This is a genomic window from Shewanella sp. SM20 (genome assembly GCF_025654545.1).
GTDB classification, from domain to species: domain Bacteria; phylum Pseudomonadota; class Gammaproteobacteria; order Enterobacterales; family Shewanellaceae; genus Shewanella; species Shewanella oncorhynchi.
Genome location: NZ_JAKKRK010000050.1, coordinates 17,518 through 38,513, shown reverse-complemented (window position 1 = coordinate 38,513; position 20,996 = coordinate 17,518). Strand labels below are relative to the sequence as shown.

Here is a 20,996-nt window from a genome sequence, read left to right as displayed (position 1 = left end):
TGATGGTTCAATGCCTGTTGTGGCTAGTTGGTTTACACGCACAGCAACAGGGCTGGGATAAGCATTTTCAGGCCAATACCATTGGGCATCGAACGGTACTCTCAACGATTCGCTTGGGATTGGAGGTACTCAGGCGGCCTGATTATCAAATCACGGAGAAAGAATTGCTGGCGGCCTGGGTATTATTCGCCAATCAGTTGCTCAAATATGGCTATGCTATGGCTGATTTATGAGGGGATCCTTCAGAACCCAGCCCCAAGCACGATCCACTTGGATATGACCGTTGCCATAGTCAAAATTGATAATCTTAGTCAAATCAATGCCGCCTTCGGTATCAGCATCGGGGATGCCATCCTAAAAGCCTTTGCGACCGAACTCAAAAATCGCTTTGGGCATCACGCAAAAATATACCGGTTTAGGGGAGCCTCGTTTGCGCTTGAGTTTACCAGCCTGCCGCTGATCTCCCCCGAAAACCTAGCGCTACAATTACGCGAGCGTATTCCAACAAACCTGCAACTTAAACATGAACAACAGATTGAATATCATCTCGAGTGCCGAGTCGGTTGCAGTTCGGGTAATAAAGCCTCACCGCAGCAAGCCGCGGAACAATGTTTAATTGCCATTAAGCAAACCACCCAAGCTAGCCCAGTCATGGTGTATTACATTGGTTTGATTAATAATCTTCTCGAAGCCTCATCGCAGAAAGCTAAAATTCGCGACGCATTGAAACATAATCGTCTGGAAATGTGGCTACAGCCTAAAGTAAGGGCCGATGGCCACATTATTAGCTTTGAAGCACTGGCAAGAATGTTCGATGAAGACGGCACTATGATTATGCCGAACACGTTTATCCCTATCATAGAGTCATCCCAATTACAGGCGATTTTTGCGATAAAAGTCTTCAGGCAATTACTACAACTGATCCGTTCTTGGCCGAAAAATGTGCCTCTGGTCAGGATAGCCTTTAATTTATCTGGGCAAGATATTCTGTCGGATCGCTTCTTTAAGGTGTTGATCCAAACCTATATGAATCATCCTGAACTCATCCCATTGTTGGAAATTGAAATTACTGAAACCTCTGTATTTTCAACCCATAAAGAAACAGGACGACGCTTAAACACCTTAGCTCGCATGGGGGTTTCTATCGCCATTGACGATTTTGGCACTGGCCATGCGTCATTAAGCCAGCTCATTGATATCAGTGCCGACACAATTAAAATCGACCGTTACTTTGTCAGTCAAATGGGCATTAGTGAACGCCATACCCAAATTGTTAACGCTGCCATCCTGTTAGCCAAGAGCTTAAAACTCAACGTCATTGCCGAAGGTATCGAAACCGAAGCCCAGTTATTGCAGCTCACTGCGCTAGGATGCGAACAATTTCAAGGTTATTTATTCGGTAAACCCGCACCAGCGAATCTCTGGCTGAAAACTTTTCAAATGCAAACCCCCACACACTGGTTTGCTAATAAACAGAGCGCCAACTGAGGCATTAAATTTACGCCTACAAGCATCGCAGGTATAATTAGCGACTGGCATTTGCCTCTCTTTGCTTTGTTTGCAAATTACTAGGATCCCCCATGTTAAGTTACCGCCATGGTTATCACGCTGGCAATTATGCCGATGTGTTGAAACACGCCATCTTGCTTCAAACCTTGCAGCTGATGCACAAGAAAGACAAACCACTCGTGTATATCGATACCCATGCGGGTGCGGGTGGTTATGCTTTAAGCGATGAATTTGCACAAAAAACCGGTGAATACCTCGAAGGTGTAGCTAAGCTTTGGGATAAAACTGATCTGCCGCAATCGCTGCAGGACTATGTCGCCGCCGTGCGCCATTTTAATGAAGAAAATCCAGACGAACTCAACTTCTACCCAGGTTCACCCGCCATTATCGACATGGAGCTAGGGCCTAAAGATCGCATGGTCTTGCACGAGCTGCACAGCACTGATTATGTGTTATTGGATGATTATTTCTGCGAAGACAGACAAGTTAAAGTGATCAAAGGTGATGGCTTAAAAGGCCTTATCGCCGCAGTACCACCATTAGAGCGTCGTGCTCTGGTGCTAGTAGATCCTAGCTACGAGATGAAAACCGACTACCAAGATGTGGCCGAAACCCTGATAAAAGCGCACAAGCGTTTTGCTACGGGTGTGTTTATCCTGTGGTATCCAGTCGTAAATCGCGCTCAGACCGAAGGTATGTTATCGCGCCTCGCCAACAGTGGCATTAAACGTCAGCTGAGAATTGAACAAGCCATTAAGCCCGATTCAGATGAATTTGGCATGACTGCGGCAGGATTATGGATCATCAATCCACCTTGGCAGTTAGACGAAATCGCAACTGAATTAATGGATTACTTAGGTAAAACACTTGGACAAGTGGACGGTAACATTACTGTAAAATGGGAAGTCGGCGAGTAACCTTCGACTCAAATGGCGGCGATGATCTCCGGATTTTCGCCACTTCATTTTAGCTTATCAATGCGGCAACTAAACGTCCTTCTGCTCGCGGTAACGCTTCAATAAAATTTTCACACGCTCAACATAGGCTTGGGTTTCAGGATAGGGCGGAATGCCATTGTACTGAACCACGGTCGTCGGCCCCGCATTGTAAGCCGCACAGGCCAATGCGACATCACCATTAAACTGTTTTAGCATCTGCGCCAGATACTTACTGCCACCTAAGATATTTTCTTCGGGTAAAAACGCATTTGCTACCCCCATTTCTTTCGCCGTTTCTGGCATTAATTGCATCAATCCCATAGCGCCAGTACGCGACAATGCACGCGCATTAAAGGCTGATTCCGCGTGGATCACCGCGCGGATTAAGGCGGGATCAAGTTGATGCTTATGGGCGGCATGGGAGATCAGGGCATCATAATTAGCGGTAAATAGCCGAATACCATTCCAATCTATGGTCGAATCGGGACGACAGGCAAAACAGTCATATAACAAAATTTGATACTGGTTATTTGCGGGGGCTTTGTCGGTAAATACGGTGACACCATTAGCTTGTTGGTATTGATAAATTTTGAGTTTTTCTAAACCTTCACGACTCACTATGCCGCTCTGTGAGTACCGCGCCACAATACGCGGCTTAGCTTTTTCGCGCGCCTCCTCAGCATTTGCATTTATCATCAAACTCGATATCAATAATAAGCACAGGCCTAGCCCCTCAAATCTGCAGGGCAATGAAAAGGCTGCAAAAGTCAGTGTACGAGCAAGCGCTGAGCGAGTAAGCAACATCAAAGTCCCGTGTACTGATTAAGTTTAAGTACTTCAATAATAGCAAAGAGTTGCTTCATTTCTCGGTTTATCTGACTAAATTCTACTGAAAAGGTCGCGCCATGAAAAATGGACTGCATTTGAAAATGCGTTCTGCGATTCGGTAGGAACAAAGTTAGTTTATTGCGGAAAAATGCACATTGAATATTGCCATCGAAATGTTTGGCAAGCTCCTGTAAGCGCTCCATAAATGCCGTATTGAGCAAATAGCGTGACTCGATTTGATCCGTTGAAAACACGTCGAACTCTTTTTCAAATTGCGGATCTTCAAGTTTGACTCGTACCAGTCCCGCATGGCTGTCGGACAGGAAATTGGCTAAACCACCGCGATCCCTCAGCACAACAGTATGACCCATAAACGCTTTATGACTACTCAGCTCAACCACTAAGCCACGAAACTGGGTTTCCGTGCGGGTCACAGTTCTGCGCCTATTCGTACCGACATCCAGCTCTTCGACTTGCACATTCTTGGTCAGGGTAAGCTCATTGACCGTCAACTCAACGCCCTTATAGCAGCCTTGTATATAGTCACCGAAGCTGACTTTGTCGTATCGCGGTAATACTTTAGCCGCAACGAGTCGATTCATGTCGAGGCGCATTTCGCGGCTATAAATAAAATCATCGCCGAAATATTTAAACATCAGCGGATAAATATCATTTTGAACCAAATGCTTAAACTCACGAGTCGGAGCAAAGCTCCACCAGCTTAATCCGACTAAGGCAAGCAATGGCAAAGGCGGGAAATAAGCGCCACCGCTGTAGTAGCCAATAACGGTGAGCAAGCTCAGCCCAAGCACTATCATCAAACTCAAATACAAACGTTTACGCGCCGCCTTAAGGCAAGCCACACGCTTAGTTTCATATTTGCGACTGATTGGAGCGATATATTCTTCGTAATAGGCTTCGAGTTGAGGTAGTTCGTCCAAATCCGCAGACAAACCAACAGGCCCCCGATAAGTCCGAATCGGGCTACCTAAAATAAAAGTGATGATATTCATATTGATGTCATAGTATTGCAGGGTAATAACTCACCCTGCACTGCTAAGCTTACAAGTATTCGGCCGCATCTACGGGCGCTTTTGCCGCTTCGCTTACCTCATAGAATGGCATCACTTTAATACTCGCCATAGAAGCGATAATCGAGCCGGGGAAGATTTCTACCGCAGTATTAAGCTCGGAAACTGCCGAGTTGTAAAAACGCCTCGCAGCTGAGATATGCGCTTCGACCTCGTTATAGGTCTGCATCGCCTGCAACATAGTGTTGTCGGACTTGAGCTCAGGATAGTTCTCCACATTCACCATCAAGGTACTCATTTTGTCGTTCAACCGCTCAGCCTGAACTAAATGTTCTTTAACTGCGCTAGGGTCGGCCTTGTTGTAATTATGGCTTAGCAGAGTCCGCAATTCGGTGATTTCAGTGAGCAGTGACTTTTCATGCTCCATAAATCGTTTAGCAATTTTTAGAATATTAGGCACAAGGTCGGCACGCTTGGTCAGCTGTACATCGATACCCGACAAGGCTTCGAGCGCGGTATTGCGCTTTTTGACTAGGCTGACGTACCAAAGATAGGTCACGATAAAAATCAGCGTTAATCCCAATAACAATTTTTCCATCTTCCATCCTTAGGTTTCTTATTCTTGTTAATAGGATACAGCTAACCATAAATGAGTGAAAATTTCACCTGCAGGCTGATTAAGACAATGAAATTACTCGCTGGTCAGAGCTGGCGATGTTATCTAACGAGCAATCATCAACGAAACTGGCCATATTCAACGATGAAAAGTGATCATCTGCATAAAAAACAGCATTTAACCTATAAATTTATCAATATTCAGCTCCGATACAGCAAACAAGGTCTATAGTGATATGGCACAACATTAGAGCATCCAATTTTGCTCGTGAATACTGGACTCCTCGAGAGTCCATTTTTTTATCCTAATTTTAGCCCTGCTCACTTCAACACAGTCAATAGCAACATTTAAGTTTCAATTAAAACTTAACAATCATACTTTGCCGCTAATTTTTTAACTTTTACCTTAGCTTTCACTCCGAGTCTTGCACCTAGAGTTATCCCCTCAGCCACGTCATCCACAATCGGCCGTCGGCAATGTCTCGAGTCTGTTATAGGGTCAAAATATTGCGCTGCGTAAAGGTCGACATAAAGGAAGGACGATGAGTTTTAATTCCGGCGATATTCCCCCACAAAAAGCTTCTGAACCCAATCCACAACAGGGCGATATCAGCTCTAGTGGTTGGTTTGTACGTTTTCTCAATATTGTTGAACGCTTAGGCAATCTGCTGCCCCATCCAATCACCTTATTCGCACTGTTCTGTGTTGCCGTAGTCATTATTTCAGGTATTGCGGGCTACTTTGGGTTAACCGTGGTCGATCCTAGACCTATTGGCTCACACGGCCGCAGTGCCGACGGTTTAATCCATGTGGTGAGCCTGATGAACGCCGAAGGTTTGCGGATGATAGTCTCGCATCTAGTGACCAACTTTACCGGCTTTACGCCGCTCGGCACTGTGCTCGTGGCACTACTCGGCGTCGGGATTGCCGAACGATCTGGCTTATTATCTGCGGCTATGCGCGCCTTAGTCATGGGTGCCTCTAAACGATTAGTCACTGTGACCATAGTATTTGCCGGCATTATGTCCAACACCGCTGCCGAGCTTGGCTATGTGGTACTTATCCCTATGGCGGCGATGATTTTCCACTCCCTTGGCCGCCATCCACTTGCAGGTTTAGCTGCCGCTTTTGCCGGGGTTTCAGGAGGTTATAGCGCTAACTTGTTGCTTGGTACTGTCGATCCCTTGCTATCGGGCATTACCGAAGCTGCGGCGCGCATGATAGATCCTCAATACAACGTCGGCCCAGAAGTAAACTGGTACTTCATGTTTGTCTCCACCTTTGTGATCACTTTCCTTGGCGCCTTTGTCACCGAAAAAATCGTCGAACCTAAGTTAGGTCAATACCAAGATGATGATGCAGACGAAACCGTACTGCAATCGATGGAGAGCATCAGTACTATTGAGAAACGCGGCTTAAAATGGGCTGGGTTATCTATGTTAGTGCTCGCGGTTATTTTAGCGATTTCAGTCGTACCAGAAGGCGCACCGCTGCGCCATCCTGAAACCGGTCTCATCTCAGGTTCGCCATTCCTCAAGGGCATAGTCGCCTTTATCTTTATCTGTTTTGCCATACCTGGCTTTATTTACGGCAAAGTCGTGGGCAGCATCAAAAATGATAAAGATGTCATCAATGCCATGTCCCACAGCATGAGCACTATGGGCATGTATATCGTCCTCGTCTTTTTCGCCGCGCAGTTTGTCGCCTTCTTCAACTGGAGTAATTTAGGTGCAGTATTGGCGGTGTTAGGTGCAGATGCTCTGCAATCCATTGGCTTGACGGGCCCGATCGTATTTTTGTTCTTTATTATGCTCTGCGGCATTATCAACTTGATGCTTGGCAGTGCCTCGGCCCAGTGGGCCATTACCGCTCCTATTTTTGTGCCTATGCTGATGCTGGTTGGTTATGCGCCCGAAACGATTCAAGCGGCGTACCGTATTGGGGATTCGGTGACTAACTTAATCACACCTATGATGAGCTACTTTGGTTTAATCTTAGCGGTTGCCTGTCGTTACCAGAAAAACCTAGGGATAGGTACGCTGATCGCCACTATGCTGCCGTACTCGCTCGTGTTTTTCGTGGGTTGGACAGCGTTCTTCTTCCTGTGGGTATTTGGCTTTGGTCTGCCCGTTGGGCCGGGAGCCGCGACTTACTACACGCCTTAACCGCAATAAAAAAGGCGTCGATGATAAAGTCGACGCCCTTTCTTTATTCGATAGCTTTAGTCGTATAGCCATTCCATTAACAGACTGCAGATCATCAAAAAAATACCTAGATTAAACACATAGGTCTGTAGGGTAGATTTTAATGTCGAGTCCTCAGCTTGCGATACTATCTGGCTCACTGACATAAAAAATAATTGAGGAGCTAACCCCATGCCCACAAATAACACAGCAGCACCGACACAGCGAGTTAACTCTGGTAGTACAAGCTCCTGCAAGTAAAATGCATAAACGCCATAGGCCAAAAATGCCAGCGCTATGCCATGGCATACCATTCCCACGATAAGTTGCTTAGTGGCAAGATTACCCCACGAAAACACCATGTCACTCCTACACTCAGCTTAACCACAACTATTGATACTATTGGGCGCGAAGTTTATCTCGCTTACGATTAATCTGCACCCACCCACACAAACCAACCAAATAAAATACCGCCAATGGGATAAATATAGAGCGCTCTTTGCAGTTCCGCCCAGAATGGATCGCCCGAGATAAAATAATGTATTAAGGCGACCACGAGGGACGTCAGCATACCCCAGAACAATACGCCAAAGACCAAAATGACGTACATCTTACCCTTAGCAATGAGTGCATCTAGTTTTTGCAATTCCAACGCAGCATCATCCATGTTTCGTCCTCTTAACTGCCTCAGCGCAATATGCCAGAACTCGCGGACAGTGCCTATCCATCTTTATAACTAACAGCATTAAAATAACAAAAAGCCCTGCAATTGCAGGGCTTTAGTTTAGAAGTTTAGAAACGATCGAGCTTATTCAGCTGAGTTTGGCTTCTGTTCTTTACCTTTCTTCTCGCGCTTACTGAAGAGACGCTCCACTATCACGAAGAATAATGGTACGAAGAAGATCCCTAGGAAAGTCGAGCTCATCATACCGCCGAGTACACCTGTACCAATGGCGTTTTGACTACCAGAGCCTACACCGGTACTGATAGCTAACGGCACAACACCCAGACCAAAGGCTAGAGACGTCATTAAGATGGGGCGAAGACGCACACGCACCGCATGTAAGGTCGCCTCAACTAAGCCTGAACCTTTCTCATAGAACTCTTTAGCGAATTCCACAATCAAGATGGCGTTCTTAGTCGCTAACCCTACTGTGGTTAACAGCCCCACTTGGAAGAACACGTCGTTTGGCAAGCCGCGACCATTCATTGCAATCAAGGCACCGATGATCCCGAGCGGAACCACGAGCACAACTGCAAAGGGTACCGACCAGCTTTCATAGAGTGCTGCCAATACTAAGAAGACCACTAAGATCGACAGAGCATACAGCGCTGGCGCTTGGTTACCCGATAGACGTTCTTCATAAGATAGACCGTTCCACGCGACACCAAAACCAGGAGGAAGCTGCTTGGCTAAGTCTTCCATAATTGTCATAGCTGCACCGGTACTGAATCCAGGAGCTGTGGCACCCTGAATGTTCATCGATGGTAAACCGTTAAAGCGTTCTAAACGTGGAGAACCGTATTCCCATGCACCAGTGGCAAACGCAGAGAATGGCACCATGTCACCCTTGTTATTGCGCACGTACCAAGAATCTAAATCTCCCGGTTGCATACGATACTGGGCATCACCTTGCACATATACTTTCTTCACGCGACCACGGTCAATAAAGTCATTCACATAAGAACCACCCCAAGCCGTTGCAAGCACATTGTTCACATTAGTGATTTCAATGCCTAACGCGCTCAACTTAGCGTGATCTACATGTAATTGATAAATTGGCGCATCTTCTTGACCGTTTGGACGCACACCCACCAGATTTGGATTCTGTGCCGCCATACCAAGCAGTTGATTACGTGCCGCCACTAACTTCTCGTGGCCTTGGCCGTTCTTATCCTGCAGGTACATGTCGAAACCGTTCGCCGTCCCCAACTCGATTACCGCAGGCGGTACGAAGGCGAATACTAAGGCATCTTTCATCTGACCGAACACACCCATAGCGCGACCAGCAATAGACTTCACATCCATACCAGACGCTTCACGCTCAGACCAATCCTTCAAACCAACGAAGGCGATACCCATGTTTTGCCCTTGACCCGCAAAACTGAAGCCCGCCACGCTAAACACCGATCTCACGCCCTCCTCAGCCATAAAATGATCAGACACTTTCTCCAATACTTTTAAGGTGCTTTCTTGAGTTGAGTTAGTCGGCAAAATGGCTTGCGTGAACAAAATACCTTGGTCTTCATCTGGTAAGAACGCCGTAGGCATACGGATAAAGATCCAACCCACTGCAATAACCAGCACAACGTAAATCGCCATCACTCTAAAGCCGCGCTTGATGATCCCAGCAACGCTCGACTCATAACGATTAGTCAGTTTATCGAAACTACGGTTAAACCAACCAAAGAAGCCAGTTTCGATATGAGCATGGCCCTTCTTAATCGGTTTGAGCATAGTCGCACAAAGTGCAGGTGTTAAAATCAAAGCAACTAGAACAGACAACGCCATCGCAGATACGATAGTGATAGAGAACTGACGATAAATAACCCCCGTTGAACCTGACATAAATGCCATAGGGACAAACACTGCGGAGAGGGTCAGACCGATACCGACTAAAGCACCGGTAATTTGATCCATCGACTTACGCGTCGCTTCCAGTGGACTTAAGCCCTCCTCGGCCATTACCCGCTCGACGTTTTCCACCACCACAATCGCATCGTCCACCAACAAACCAATGGCGAGCACCATAGCAAACATGGTTAAAGTGTTAATCGAGAAACCCGCTAACGACAGAATCGCAAAGGTTCCCAGCAATACCACAGGTACCGCAATAGTCGGGATCAAAGTTGCGCGGAAATTTTGCAAGAAGAGGTACATGATGATGAACACTAGTACAATAGCTTCAAGCAAGGTATGTACTACACCTTCTATCGATTTTTCAACGAAAGGCGTTGTATCGTATGGATAAACAACTTCTAGCCCTTGCGGGAAGAAAGGTTTCATCTCAGCAATTTTTTCACGAACAGCTTCAGCAGTATCAAGTGCGTTAGCACCCGTTGCCAGCTTAATCGCTAACCCTGTCGCAGGTTGACCGTTATACAGTGACACCACAGCATAACTTTCAGAACCTAATTCAACCCGTGCCACATCACTTAGGAAGACGTTTGCGCCTGAAATATCCGATTTAAGGATTATTTTGCGGAACTCTTCTGCCGTTTGTAAGCGGCTTTGAGCCGATACCGTTGCGTTCAACTCTTGGCCAGCCACAGAGGGCGCGCCACCTAACTGTCCAGCTGAAACTTGAGCGTTTTGAGAACGAATCGCTGCGATAACGTCTAAACTGGTCAAGTTGTATTGAGTCAATTTCAACGGATCAAGCCATATACGCATCGCATATTGGGCACCAAACAGCTGAATTTCACCTACGCCAGGTACGCGACTCATAGGATCTTGAATGTTCGCACCAACATAGTCAGCGATATCGCCTTTATCTAACGAACCATCGGTCGATACGAAGCCTAATACCATTAAGAAGCCTGAACTCGACTTGTTAACGTTAACCCCTTGCGCCTGCACCTCTTGCGGTAACAGGGTCATAGCGCCCTGTAACTTGTTCTGTACTTGAACCTGTGCAATATCCGGATCGGCTTCAGCGTTAAAGGTTAAAGTGATCTCAGCATTACCAAAACTGTCACTGGCTGAGGCGATATAACGGAGGTGATCGATACCCGTCATACGTTGCTCAATCACCTGAGTCACAGAATCTTCAACAATCTTAGCGGAAGCGCCAGGATAGTTAGCACTGATCACCACGGTCGGTGGTGCAATGTTAGGATATTGGGACACTGGCAGCGAGCGGATCGAGAGGATCCCCGCCAGCATAATAATCAAGGAGATCACCCACGCAAAGATGGGGCGATCAATAAAAAAACGTGCCATAGCTATGCCCTATTGTGCTTGCGTTTCAGAAATAACTTTGGTGGTTACTGGAGCGCCGGGACGAACTTTCTGTAATCCTTCCACAATCAACTTGTCGCCCACAGTTAAACCAGAAGTGACTCGCCATTGGTTGTTAATCACTTCTGCGGTCGTCACTGTTTTCGCTTCGACTAAACCTTGGTCATTCACCACCATAGCCACAGCTTCACCCTTAGAGTTACGCGTAATCGCTTTTTGTGGAACCAAGATAGCCTGTGGATCAGTACCCGCATTTAACATAGCGCGAACATACATGCCAGGTAACAAGATACCTTCAGGGTTAGGGAATTCTGCGCGCAGAATAACTGAGCCAGTGTTTGGATCCACGCTCACTTCAGCGAACTGCAACTTACCCGGATGACTATATTGAGTACCATCTTCAAGCAATAATTTCACGTCTGCATTTTCTGAAGCTTGTAGTTTACCTTGCTGCAACTTAGCTTTAAGACGTAACAACTGAGCACTCGATTGCGCGATATCCACATTGATAGGATCAAGTTGTTGAATCGTCGCCAGCGTTTGGCTCTGGTTGGCAGTGACTAACGCACCCGCAGTCACACTCGATTTACCGATACGACCAGAGATAGGTGCTAATACTTCAGTATATTGCAGGTTGATTTTAGCGGTGTTAATCGCAGCTTCAGCCACGGTAACATTTGCCAATGCTTCTTTATAAGCCGCTTCAGCTTCATCGAACTCTTGCTTACTGATGGCGTTGGTTTTTACCAATTGCTGATAACGTGCCGCCTTAGCTTTTGCTGAGGCTAAGCCCGCATTCGCTCTGGCTAAATCAGCATTGGCACTCACTAAAGCAGCTTTATAAGTTGAAGAGTCAATCTGATACAAGGATTCACCCTGTTTCACATTGCCACCTTCAACAAAACTACGCTTAGTGATAATACCGTTAACCTGTGGACGAACTTCAGCCTCGAGGAAAGCTTTACTGCGTCCAGGTAATTCCACCTGAATCACTTGTGGCTGGGCAACAACATTAAGGATTCCCACTTCCATACTACGTGGACCAGCACCCGCCTGAGCGCTCTCTTCTTGAGGGCTGCAAGCTGCCATCCATAACGCCACGCTTATAACTGAGGCAAGTTTAATTGTCTGCCGCATGAGAACTCCTTCAAATATTAACTGCCCACATACCAGTACACTTATTGCGCTGACACGAGCCGTAATTGTAACTAAAATCAAATCCGTTATTTATCTCATAGCCTATATGAATCAACAAGGAAGATAACGAAACTAAATTGTAAACTAATGAAAATTTTCACTCATTCAGCATTACTATATTCATCGAATTGTTATTCGATTTAAAAAATCGGTTAACTTTGAGTGGCATTGTTAGGGAGATATGCCGTAAAACACCCAATAAGCCTACTCCATATTGAATATGTTGCAAATCTGTTCATATTCTAGACTTGCGGCAGGCCAAGGCCCACAGCTCAATGACGTTAGCTTAACCGTCACTTGTTGCAATAATTTGTACATAGAGACGAAAACGCAGCGCGCTTGTTTTTACTCAGGCCACTCTCAGCATCAAGTCGTTAAAAACGACCCTATCAAGACTGACAATACCGAAAGAGAGTAAGCAAAGAGCTGGCTTCAGACTGCTTGTGCGTAAAAACATGAATACATCCGATAGCGGATTGCTGTGCAGTTTATTACATCTACTATTTGTGCACGGCTAAAAGGCAGCGCCAGCGTTATGAGTCAACGCCACACAATTAAACCGTCACAAATAATAGCTAGCGGGCTATTTTAGTGGTTACCCCAAAACGGAGCAAACCCGAAATTCAGATTAATACCCCATTAAATGAAACTCAGACTCCCACAAATAATGCTTCTGTAATGACAAATATTGCTAGCAAAGCAATATTTGTCTATTAAAACTAATTTGTTCATCTTCAATCACAACTTAACAGGACTAAATTCGATTATCGCCCACGCTGCAAGCCAAAATACGGCTGATATCAGCCAAACAACGACCCGACTCCTGTTGCCACTGATTAAATACGGCTTGCACTTGCTTAAGCGCCGTTTGTGATGAAAAGCCCGCATCGACTAACTTATGTGCTTTAAAATAACCTTGTACATCATCGGTTAACAAAAAAGTATCTTTGCCAATACCGCGCAGAAAATAGGGACCCGTATTGCCGCCCAATCGAGTACCTCGTTTCTTCAACAACGCCCACAAACCAATAATATCCTGTGTCGGCCAAGCGGCGATCAGTTGCGCCAAACTGCCATGTTCGCGAGCAACATCGTGGATCATCAGAGCGTTATCATAAATGGCTTGAGTCTTTTTAAGATGGCGAATCAAGGTCGCATCACTTGCCCGCGCTTGAATTTGCTCAGGCGATAACATTAATACTTTATGTGGTTCGAACCCAAAGAAAGACTTCTCATACTCGGGCCATTTGTTAACCACCACCCGCCATACAAAACCACTTTGAAACACCTGACGGCTCATTGCCGACAATAATTCAGCATCCCGATATTGGCGAATTTCATCATCAGACAGGCAACCAGACAATAAGGCTTCGAGTCCAGCAGGTCCGCCTTTGCGCTCACTGGCTCTGGCATAAATAGATGAAAAACGCTCTAACTGGCTCATATTATTACCTTTAAAATGATTAAATCCCGACACTTTCTATATGGGCTCATAATACCGATTCTTATCCCTGATGGATCACTTGGCTTTGCCAAGAAAAATTGTGTTTATTCCAGCATTTTTTAAGAAAACTCTTACAGCAAGCGCTTCAATTACGACTAAAGTTAAAACGTAAAGTCCGCAAAAGACTGGGTTTGGAGTGAGTGCCTATGGAGCTTTTTTATCACCCGTTATCACGCTATTCACAGAAAGTGCTCATCGCACTTTATGAAAAGCAGGCCAACTTCTATCCCAGAATCATAGATCTACGCGACCCTTTGTCTCGCAAGGAATTTCACCAACGTTATCCGCAAGCGCGAATCCCCCTGCTTAAAGCCCAAAATAAACAGCTGATACCCGAATCCAGCATTATTATCGAGTACTTAGATAGGCATTTTAAAAACAGTACCCAGCTGCTGCCACAAGAACCACAACGCAACTTACAGGTACGTTTGTTCGATCGCATCATAGACAATGATATTAACAACCCATTATTTCAATTAGAAAAGTTAAAGCATATAGAAGACAGCAATGAATTCGAAATCAAACAATTAGAGAAGCAACTACTGACACAGTTTCAACGCTTAGACGCGCAACTCACACAACATCATTGGGTCTGTGGCGACAGTTTTACCTTAGCCGACTGTGCACTCATCCCTTGTTTAAGCTATAGCTTCCAACATCTAAACCTGTTGGATTTAGATGAAATCGTGCGCTATTGGCAACAGGCACAACTGCGTGGCGCTTGGATGTTAGTACAAGAAGAGGTGTTACTGGCTGAGATGGAGGAAACGGCAGGAATAAGAGGCATACCTTAGCGAGTAAGTCATGCCTCAACACAATCACATATTGCGTTCTTTCTTCAACTGCAAAAACGCTTTCCACTTCACGACTTCGGGCGGCAACTCAGGTGCAGGATCGGTATAACCCGCTTCTTTCACGAGTACATCTAACGGCACTTGCTTACCTTTGCACACAAACACACCGCGTACATGGACGATACAATGTAGGCCACGTTCGCTCACAAAGCGTTGTTCAATATAAAAATACTTTTCATCCCAACCGACGACTTTGGTTTCAATCTCAAAGGTTTTTAGCGGCTTAATATCGCGAATATAAGTAAATTCGGCGGCGTTGACTATTGGCATCCACTTCAACTTTAAGAAACGTTTCAGCAGACCCATCTCAGCCAACATATAGGTCCGCGCCAGATCCATAAACGCGGGATAGCGAGAATTAGTGAGATGGAAATTGATATCGCAATCGCTCGGTAAAGCACGATAAGTGATACGGCTTGTCCCTAGAAAATCGATCTTACGACAATGGCGCGTGCGCCAGAATAACAACCAAAACAAACGAAAATACAGATTCATAACGCGCCGCCCTTGAAATAAGAGCCACAGGCTAACAGAGGTCATACCACAGGGCAAGCGGGATATAGCTCACAAAAAAGACGCCCTAGGGCGTCTTTTTATCGTTCGATTAAGCTAAATACCCTCAGATAATCAGCCCATTAAAAGGGGCTGATTTATCAAAACTCACAATTGCTTATGCAGCAATGCCTGAATGTCTTAACAGGGCATCGATATTCGGCTCGCGTCCCATAAACTGTTTGAACAAGTCCATCGGCTCGGCTGAACCACCCATTTCGAGGATATTGTGCAGGAAACGACGACCCGTTTCAGGGTTGAAAATACCTTCCTCTTCGAAGCGAGAAAACGCATCCGCCGACAGCACTTCTGCCCATTTATAGCTGTAATAACCTGCGGCATAACCGCCCGCAAAAATATGGGCAAATCCATGTTGGAAACGGTTAAAATCCGGCGGTGTTAATACGGCCACCTGACGACGCACTTCGTCTAAGGTTTCTTGAATGCGCGCGCCTTTAGCGGGGTCGTATTCGTGGTGCATTCTAAAATCGAACAACGAGAACTCGAGTTGGCGCAGCATCATCATGCCAGACTGGAAGTTTTTCGCCGCCAGCATTTTATCCAACAAGGCTTTAGGTAATGGCTCGCCCGTTTCGAAGTGGCCAGAAATTTCGGCTAAGGCTTCTTCCTGCCAGCACCAATTTTCCATAAATTGGCTCGGTAACTCGACCGCATCCCAAGGCACACCATTGATACCCGACACGCCTGCAACATCGATTTTTGTCAGCATGTGGTGGATACCATGACCAAATTCGTGGAACAGGGTTGTCACTTCATCATGGGTAAACAGCGCAGGTTTGCCATCGACCGGACCATTAAAGTTACAGGTCAAATAAGCCACTGGCTTTTGTAATCCATTGGCGGTTTGACGGCGCACACGGCAGTCATCCATCCAAGCACCACCACGTTTACCTGTGCGGGCATATAAATCGAGGTAGAAACTGCCTCTGTGTTCGTCAGTTTCGTCGAAAATATCGAAGAAACGCACGTCTTTATGCCATCGGTCAAAATCCTTTTGCTCAAGGATTTTAAGGCCGAACAAACGCGATACTGTGTAGAACAAACCCGAGAGCACTTTATCTTCGGGGAAATACGGACGCAGGATTTCCTGTGAAATCTCATACTTATGCTGCTGCAACTTCTCAGCATAGAAACTTAAGTCCCAAGAGGCCATTTCAGTCACGCCATATTCGGCCTCGGCAAACGCTCTCAGCTCAGCCAGTTCTGCCTTAGCTTGATCCTTTGAGCGCAGCGCTAACTCATTTAAAAATGCCATCACCTGCGCCGGCGTTTCAGCCATTTTCGTCGCCAGAGATTTGTCAGCAAAACTGTCAAAACCGAGTAACAATGCGAGTTCGTGGCGCAAAGCAAGAATTTCGTCCATCAGCGGGCTGTTATCAAACTCTCCGGCATTGGGACCTTGATCTGAAGCGCGAGTGACAAACGCACGGTAGCATTCTTCCCGAAGACTGCGGTTTTCGCTGTAGGTCATGACGGGTAGATAAGATGGAAAATCTAAGGTAAATAACCAACCTTCTAGCTCACGCGACTGCGCCATCGCTTTAGCAGCGGCTTTGGCAGACTCAGGCAAACCAGCAAGCTCAGCTTCATCTGTGATCAACTTAGTCCAAGCTTGCGTCGCATCCAGTAATTGATTAGAAAAACCACTGGTGAGTTCAGAAAGACGTTTTACAATCTCGCCATAACGCACTTTTTGCGCATCATCTAAGCCAATACCCGATAGTTCAAAGTCGCGCAGGCTGTGCTCTATCACCATCTGCTGGGCTTGGCTCAATTGTGCAAATTCATTGGATGCTCGCAGCGCTTTATAGGCTTGATACAAACCTTGGTGTTGGCCAACGTAAGTGCCGTATTCCGATAAAAGAGGTAAACAAGCATCATGGGCGGCACGCCACTCATCTGTGCTAGTCACTGAATTCATATGAGAAACGGGCGACCAAATTTGGCTTAGCTCATCGTCAACCTGTTCTAATGGCGCGACCAAGTTGTCCCACGTAAAAGGACCTTGGTTCTGCAGCACTTCATCAATCTTAGTGCGGCACTGAGCAATGGCATGCTCAACGGCGACTTGAATATGTTCCGGTTTAATCTGTGAAAAAAGCGGTAATTTTGCGCCGCTAAGCAAAGGGTTGCTCATATTGACTCCTCAACAATCTGTATCTGTTATAAATAAGGGCTAATGGCCTATTTATCAAGGCGAGAAAACCGATTGTCCCCTTCGAACGCCTTACTTAACCCTATTTCCCCTGAAAAAAAGTGAACTAGTTCGCATTTAGGATTTACGTTTTATTTACCTACACATTGTTGCAATCTCGATCGCAAATCGAATCAATTCGCATTAATGTTTGTATATGGGAAAGGTATTATCTGCATAACTAACGTACCTCGACCAAAATCAGCAAAAATATGGCAACACACTCAGTGAAACTTATCGCCAGCGTCCTCTGCACATTAGGGATCAACTGCCTTAGTCACAACGCAGTTGCTAATGAGGGCCTAGAACAAGTCGATAGTATTTCAAACACCATATTACCCCGCCAGATAACAGAACCTTTGGCGGTGACGCTGGATTTAGGTTGGGACAGCAAATATGTCTCACAGGGTCGCAATAACTTGCAAAATGGGGGTATTTATTGGCTCAATGCTGCCGTTCAACACGGCAACTTAACCACTTATGCCTTAGTCGGACGCGGTGATAGCCAAGCCTATACAGAGTGGAATATCGGCCTTGAATATGGGTTCAACTTAGCCGAAAACCTTGAGGCCAATCTGGGATATCAGCGCATTGAAGGCTATAGCAATAGCCGCTGCCAAGATAACGAGCTATTTGCAGAACTCGCCTACAGCGCCACAGCTTGGTTGGTACCATCGGTGAGTTATGTCTATTCCACAGAGGCGGCAGGCTACTTTGTTGAAGTGAGTTTGCACAGTTATTGGAATATCACAGACCAGTTCAGCCTCACGCCCTATATCACTCAAGGGTTTGATTTTAAATACCGCACAGAAGAACACGATGGCAGTAATAACCTGCAGTTTGGCCTCGAAGCGAATTATCAACTGACCCCAAGCATGAGTATTAGCGGACACATTAGCCACAGCATTGCCCAGAGTGATATTGAGCAAGAAGCCTCAGCCAATGGCGATATGAGTTCACAGGATCAAACCTATGCCGGCATTCACTTTGCAATAACGTTTTAACGTCGTTTTAGCTCTATGTTTCTAGCGCTGTATTGCAACCTTCCTCTGTCAATTTATCCCGTGACATTTGGCAAAAACAAAGCTCACTAACTAAACTCAAAATATCGACGGAGCGACTCACTATTCACATCGATTTTGCCGAGGAACAGGGAATGTTAACGCATCATTTCTATCTTATCCGAACTGCTGTCATTACCTTGCCCCTGCTTTTTATCCAAGCTACAAGCTCGACAAATGCGCAGCAGGTACCAGAGCCTGAACCGAGTCTAGAATCCTTAGCGCAACCGACACAAACCGCGCCTTTGCCCCTAGGCACTTTGCTCGACAATGAAGGTAAGCCGATTAATGTGCCTAACCAAGTGCAAAGTGCGTTCGAGTATTCGCCCCCCACTGTCACACCCGCAGAGCCATCCAAAACCACTAAATCAACTAAAGCCACTCAATCGAACAAAGCCGCTAAGAGTAAAAAACTCAGTCGCAAACAACAGCTAGCCAGTCGTGAACATGTCGCCAATGATCCTAATTGCCGTTGGCTCGATAAACGTATGGATCAGCTAGAGTCCCTACTCGGCGACAAGCAAGATAACGCTGCTAAACATCAAGCCGACGAACTCAGCGCCCGCCAAAAAGAGTGGCAGTGTTTGAAATGTGGTGCAGAAGGCCCAGCTCAAAACGATCACTCTAAGTGCCAATATCGCCGCGAAACAGCCACGCGATAACAACTGAGTGCAGCTTTAGTAATATTTTTTATTAAAAGCAATGCCTTATACGTTAGTGATGCAATAGGCTGGTCTGTTACCACAAAGCCCCCTACAATGACCTTCTGCTGTAAAGCATCTCATCCTTGAAGTAAGACGGAGAAACTCATGGCTCAACATTTTGACTATATCTGCCTAGGCGCAGGCAGCGGCGGTATCGCCTCAGCAAACCGAGCGGCAATGCGTGGTGCTAAGGTTCTACTCATCGAAGCCAAACACGTGGGTGGCACCTGTGTAAACGTAGGTTGTGTGCCCAAAAAAGTCATGTGGTATGGCGCCCATGTTGCCGAAGCGATGAACCTTTACGCCAAAGATTATGGTTTCGACGTCACTGTTAATAAATTCGATTGGAACACTTTGGTCGAAAACCGCGAAGCCTACATTGGTCGTATTCACGATGCCTATGGCCGTGGTTTTGCCAACAACAAAGTGACGCTGTTAAATGGCTACGGCCGTTTTGTGGATGGCAACACCATCGAAGTGGACGGCGAACATTACACCGCCGATCACATTCTTATCGCCACTGGCGGCGCACCGACGATTCCGAACATTCCTGGCGCGCAATACGGTATCGACTCCGATGGTTTCTTCGCCCTACGCGAGCAACCTAAGCGTGTTGCCGTTGTTGGCGCGGGTTATATCGCCGTAGAAGTCGCTGGCGTGTTACACGCTCTGGGCAGTGAAACTCACTTATTAGTGCGTAAACATGCGCCGCTGCGTAACTTTGACCCTATATTAGTCGATGCTCTCGTCGATGCGATGGCAACCGAAGGCCCGACATTACACACCCATAGCGTGCCAAAAGCCGTGGTTAAAAATGCCGATGACAGCCTGACATTAAACTTAGAAAACGGTGAAAGCATTACAGTCGATTGCCTAATTTGGGCAATTGGCCGCTCACCTGCAACAGGCAATATCGGCCTAGAAAATACCGAAGTGCAATTAGATAGCAAAGGCTATGTCATCACTGATGAGCAGCAAAATACAACTCACAAAGGGATTTACTGTGTCGGCGACATTATGGCGGGCGGCGTAGAGCTCACCCCTGTTGCGGTTAAAGCGGGCCGTTTGTTATCTGAGCGTTTATTTAACGGTATGACAGATGCCAAAATGGATTACAACCTGATCCCAACCGTTGTGTTCAGCCATCCACCTATCGGCACTATGGGCTTGACCGAACCTGAGGCCCGTACTCAATACGGCGACGATAACGTCAAAGTGTATACGTCGACGTTTACCTCCATGTACACCGCCGTTACGGCCCATCGCCAAGCCTGTAAGATGAAGTTAGTCTGCGCTGGCAAGGACGAAAAAGTCGTTGGTATTCATGGTATTGGTTTTGGTATGGACGAAATCCTTCAGGGTTTCGGCGTCGCCATGAAAATGGGCGCGACTAAGGCCGATTTCGATGCGGTCGTTGCTATCCACCCCACGGGCGCGGAAGAGTTTGTTACCATGAGGTAGAAGCGATTTTCGCTTTGATTTCATCATATTTAGGGCCAGCTTATGCTGGCCCTAATTGATCACAGATAGCATAAAACCATTAACTCTCACGCGACTTTCCTATAATCTCGACTGAGTACTTTGCATTTTAAACACTTAGCGCTGTTATCGCTGCGCCACTGTTATCGGGATGAATAGCGTAATGCTTAAAGAACTCGCGTTCGATGGTTTGTTATTTAGTCCATTAATTATATTTATCCCCTTCGCTTTTCTGCTTTCCTGCATCACTCGCGGGGTACTCTATCAAACTGGGCTCTATCACAAGCTGTGGCGCGCAGCTTGGTTCGAAGTTGGGCTGTTTATCTGCTATCTGGCGTTGGTCATTTACTTGCTTGGGAGTTGAT

The 20,996-nt window shown here is 46.3% G+C and carries 17 protein-coding genes and 2 pseudogenes; 9 read left to right on the top strand and 10 right to left on the bottom strand.

Annotation, left to right across the window (positions count from 1 at the left end; all coding sequences use genetic code 11):
* The 3 genes and pseudogenes from L5M18_RS18170 to L5M18_RS18160 form a co-directional block, all read left to right on the top strand.
* Nucleotides 1-233 (top strand): annotated as a pseudogene (locus tag L5M18_RS18170) (IS4 family transposase); the annotation flags it as partial.
* A gap of 43 nt (nucleotides 234-276) precedes the next feature.
* The gene (locus L5M18_RS18165) at nucleotides 277-1,488 is read left to right on the top strand and encodes a GGDEF domain-containing phosphodiesterase (protein WP_263198092.1); all 1,212 of its coding nucleotides are present in this window, start codon (nucleotides 277-279) and stop codon (nucleotides 1,486-1,488) included.
* 92 nt (nucleotides 1,489-1,580) lie between these two features.
* The gene (locus tag L5M18_RS18160) at nucleotides 1,581-2,426 is read left to right on the top strand and encodes a 23S rRNA (adenine(2030)-N(6))-methyltransferase RlmJ (RefSeq protein ID WP_173497834.1); all 846 of its coding nucleotides are present in this window, start codon (nucleotides 1,581-1,583) and stop codon (nucleotides 2,424-2,426) included.
* Nucleotides 2,427-2,495: 69 nt separating this feature from the next.
* Here the strand turns inward: L5M18_RS18160 and L5M18_RS18155 are convergent, their stop codons facing one another.
* Genes L5M18_RS18155 through L5M18_RS18145 form a run of 3 tightly spaced genes read right to left on the bottom strand, consistent with a single transcriptional unit; the run spans nucleotide 2,496 to nucleotide 4,904 of the window.
* Nucleotides 2,496-3,251, bottom strand: coding sequence for a lytic transglycosylase domain-containing protein (locus tag L5M18_RS18155; RefSeq protein WP_263198091.1), 756 nt, complete (start codon nucleotides 3,249-3,251; stop codon nucleotides 2,496-2,498).
* On the bottom strand, nucleotides 3,251-4,288 hold the full coding sequence (locus L5M18_RS18150; protein WP_263198089.1) for a DUF3137 domain-containing protein: 1,038 nt from the start codon (nucleotides 4,286-4,288) through the stop codon (nucleotides 3,251-3,253). Before L5M18_RS18150 ends, L5M18_RS18155 begins: the two co-directional genes overlap by 1 nt.
* Before the next feature lie 49 nt (nucleotides 4,289-4,337).
* On the bottom strand, nucleotides 4,338-4,904 hold the full coding sequence (locus L5M18_RS18145; RefSeq protein ID WP_105250697.1) for a LemA family protein: 567 nt from the start codon (nucleotides 4,902-4,904) through the stop codon (nucleotides 4,338-4,340).
* A 559-nt stretch (nucleotides 4,905-5,463) separates the two neighbouring features.
* On the opposite strand from L5M18_RS18145, the gene L5M18_RS18140 reads away from it, so the two are divergent.
* A complete protein-coding gene (locus L5M18_RS18140; protein WP_263198087.1) occupies nucleotides 5,464-7,086 on the top strand; it encodes an AbgT family transporter in 1,623 nt (540 codons plus the stop codon).
* 56 nt (nucleotides 7,087-7,142) lie between these two features.
* Here L5M18_RS18140 and L5M18_RS18135 read toward each other — a convergent pair whose 3' ends face one another.
* The 5 genes and pseudogenes from L5M18_RS18135 to L5M18_RS18115 form a co-directional block, all read right to left on the bottom strand.
* Nucleotides 7,143-7,466, bottom strand: coding sequence for a hypothetical protein (locus L5M18_RS18135; RefSeq protein WP_131524445.1), 324 nt, complete (start codon nucleotides 7,464-7,466; stop codon nucleotides 7,143-7,145).
* 37 nt (nucleotides 7,467-7,503) lie between these two features.
* Nucleotides 7,504-7,771 (bottom strand): annotated as a pseudogene (locus L5M18_RS18130) (hypothetical protein).
* 141 nt (nucleotides 7,772-7,912) lie between these two features.
* Nucleotides 7,913-11,047: an efflux RND transporter permease subunit gene (locus L5M18_RS18125; RefSeq protein ID WP_168826196.1), complete on the bottom strand. Its 3,135-nt coding sequence runs from the start codon at nucleotides 11,045-11,047 to the stop codon at nucleotides 7,913-7,915.
* 9 nt (nucleotides 11,048-11,056) lie between these two features.
* Entirely contained in the window at nucleotides 11,057-12,202 is a 1,146-nt protein-coding gene (locus tag L5M18_RS18120) for an efflux RND transporter periplasmic adaptor subunit (RefSeq protein ID WP_105250703.1), read from the bottom strand.
* Between the two features lie 814 nt (nucleotides 12,203-13,016).
* Nucleotides 13,017-13,706 (bottom strand): DNA-3-methyladenine glycosylase I, encoded by a 690-nt coding sequence (locus tag L5M18_RS18115; RefSeq protein ID WP_219235075.1) that lies wholly within the window; start codon nucleotides 13,704-13,706, stop codon nucleotides 13,017-13,019.
* Nucleotides 13,707-13,912: 206 nt separating this feature from the next.
* Between L5M18_RS18115 and L5M18_RS18110 the strand changes: the two genes are divergently transcribed.
* The gene (locus L5M18_RS18110; RefSeq protein ID WP_263198084.1) at nucleotides 13,913-14,560 is read left to right on the top strand and encodes a glutathione S-transferase family protein; all 648 of its coding nucleotides are present in this window, start codon (nucleotides 13,913-13,915) and stop codon (nucleotides 14,558-14,560) included.
* Nucleotides 14,561-14,584: 24 nt separating this feature from the next.
* On the opposite strand, the gene L5M18_RS18105 is transcribed toward L5M18_RS18110, so the two are convergent.
* Nucleotides 14,585-15,115 carry a thioesterase family protein gene (locus L5M18_RS18105; protein WP_011791203.1) on the bottom strand — a complete coding sequence of 177 codons (531 nt, stop codon included), beginning with the start codon at nucleotides 15,113-15,115 and terminating at the stop codon, nucleotides 14,585-14,587.
* A gap of 175 nt (nucleotides 15,116-15,290) precedes the next feature.
* The gene (prlC, locus tag L5M18_RS18100; RefSeq protein ID WP_105250706.1) at nucleotides 15,291-17,330 is read right to left on the bottom strand and encodes an oligopeptidase A; all 2,040 of its coding nucleotides are present in this window, start codon (nucleotides 17,328-17,330) and stop codon (nucleotides 15,291-15,293) included.
* Nucleotides 17,331-17,599: 269 nt separating this feature from the next.
* Here prlC and L5M18_RS18095 point away from each other — a divergent pair, with 269 nt between their 5' ends.
* The 4 genes from L5M18_RS18095 (at nucleotide 17,600) to L5M18_RS18080 (ending at nucleotide 20,995) form a co-directional block, all read left to right on the top strand.
* Nucleotides 17,600-18,391, top strand: a complete 792-nt coding sequence (locus L5M18_RS18095) for a hypothetical protein (protein WP_263198082.1) — start codon at nucleotides 17,600-17,602, stop codon at nucleotides 18,389-18,391.
* Between the two features lie 152 nt (nucleotides 18,392-18,543).
* Nucleotides 18,544-19,110, top strand: a complete 567-nt coding sequence (locus L5M18_RS18090; protein WP_263198080.1) for a hypothetical protein — start codon at nucleotides 18,544-18,546, stop codon at nucleotides 19,108-19,110.
* Between the two features lie 147 nt (nucleotides 19,111-19,257).
* Nucleotides 19,258-20,613 carry a glutathione-disulfide reductase gene (gorA, locus tag L5M18_RS18085; protein WP_113940197.1) on the top strand — a complete coding sequence of 452 codons (1,356 nt, stop codon included), beginning with the start codon at nucleotides 19,258-19,260 and terminating at the stop codon, nucleotides 20,611-20,613.
* Nucleotides 20,614-20,794: 181 nt separating this feature from the next.
* Nucleotides 20,795-20,995 carry a DUF1656 domain-containing protein gene (locus L5M18_RS18080; RefSeq protein ID WP_263162563.1) on the top strand — a complete coding sequence of 67 codons (201 nt, stop codon included), beginning with the start codon at nucleotides 20,795-20,797 and terminating at the stop codon, nucleotides 20,993-20,995.
* Nucleotide 20,996 lies beyond the last annotated feature (1 nt).

Bases quoted from the DNA above. Each gene is read 5' to 3' on its own strand.
- prlC (WP_105250706.1), bottom strand. From the start codon at position 17,330: ATGAGCAACCCTTTGCTTAGCGGCGCAAAATTACCGCTTTTTTCACAG.
- L5M18_RS18135 (WP_131524445.1), bottom strand. From the start codon at position 7,466: ATGGTGTTTTCGTGGGGTAATCTTGCCACTAAGCAACTTATCGTGGGA.
- L5M18_RS18160 (WP_173497834.1), top strand. From the start codon at position 1,581: ATGTTAAGTTACCGCCATGGTTATCACGCTGGCAATTATGCCGATGTG.
- L5M18_RS18150 (WP_263198089.1), bottom strand. From the start codon at position 4,288: ATGAATATCATCACTTTTATTTTAGGTAGCCCGATTCGGACTTATCGG.
- L5M18_RS18140 (WP_263198087.1), top strand. From the start codon at position 5,464: ATGAGTTTTAATTCCGGCGATATTCCCCCACAAAAAGCTTCTGAACCC.
- L5M18_RS18165 (WP_263198092.1), top strand. From the start codon at position 277: ATGACCGTTGCCATAGTCAAAATTGATAATCTTAGTCAAATCAATGCC.
- L5M18_RS18115 (WP_219235075.1), bottom strand. From the start codon at position 13,706: ATGAGCCAGTTAGAGCGTTTTTCATCTATTTATGCCAGAGCCAGTGAG.
- L5M18_RS18125 (WP_168826196.1), bottom strand. From the start codon at position 11,047: ATGGCACGTTTTTTTATTGATCGCCCCATCTTTGCGTGGGTGATCTCC.
- L5M18_RS18145 (WP_105250697.1), bottom strand. From the start codon at position 4,904: ATGGAAAAATTGTTATTGGGATTAACGCTGATTTTTATCGTGACCTAT.
- gorA (WP_113940197.1), top strand. From the start codon at position 19,258: ATGGCTCAACATTTTGACTATATCTGCCTAGGCGCAGGCAGCGGCGGT.
- L5M18_RS18095 (WP_263198082.1), top strand. From the start codon at position 17,600: ATGGCAACACACTCAGTGAAACTTATCGCCAGCGTCCTCTGCACATTA.
- L5M18_RS18090 (WP_263198080.1), top strand. From the start codon at position 18,544: ATGTTAACGCATCATTTCTATCTTATCCGAACTGCTGTCATTACCTTG.
- L5M18_RS18120 (WP_105250703.1), bottom strand. From the start codon at position 12,202: ATGCGGCAGACAATTAAACTTGCCTCAGTTATAAGCGTGGCGTTATGG.
- L5M18_RS18080 (WP_263162563.1), top strand. From the start codon at position 20,795: ATGCTTAAAGAACTCGCGTTCGATGGTTTGTTATTTAGTCCATTAATT.
- L5M18_RS18155 (WP_263198091.1), bottom strand. From the start codon at position 3,251: ATGTTGCTTACTCGCTCAGCGCTTGCTCGTACACTGACTTTTGCAGCC.
- L5M18_RS18110 (WP_263198084.1), top strand. From the start codon at position 13,913: ATGGAGCTTTTTTATCACCCGTTATCACGCTATTCACAGAAAGTGCTC.
- L5M18_RS18105 (WP_011791203.1), bottom strand. From the start codon at position 15,115: ATGAATCTGTATTTTCGTTTGTTTTGGTTGTTATTCTGGCGCACGCGC.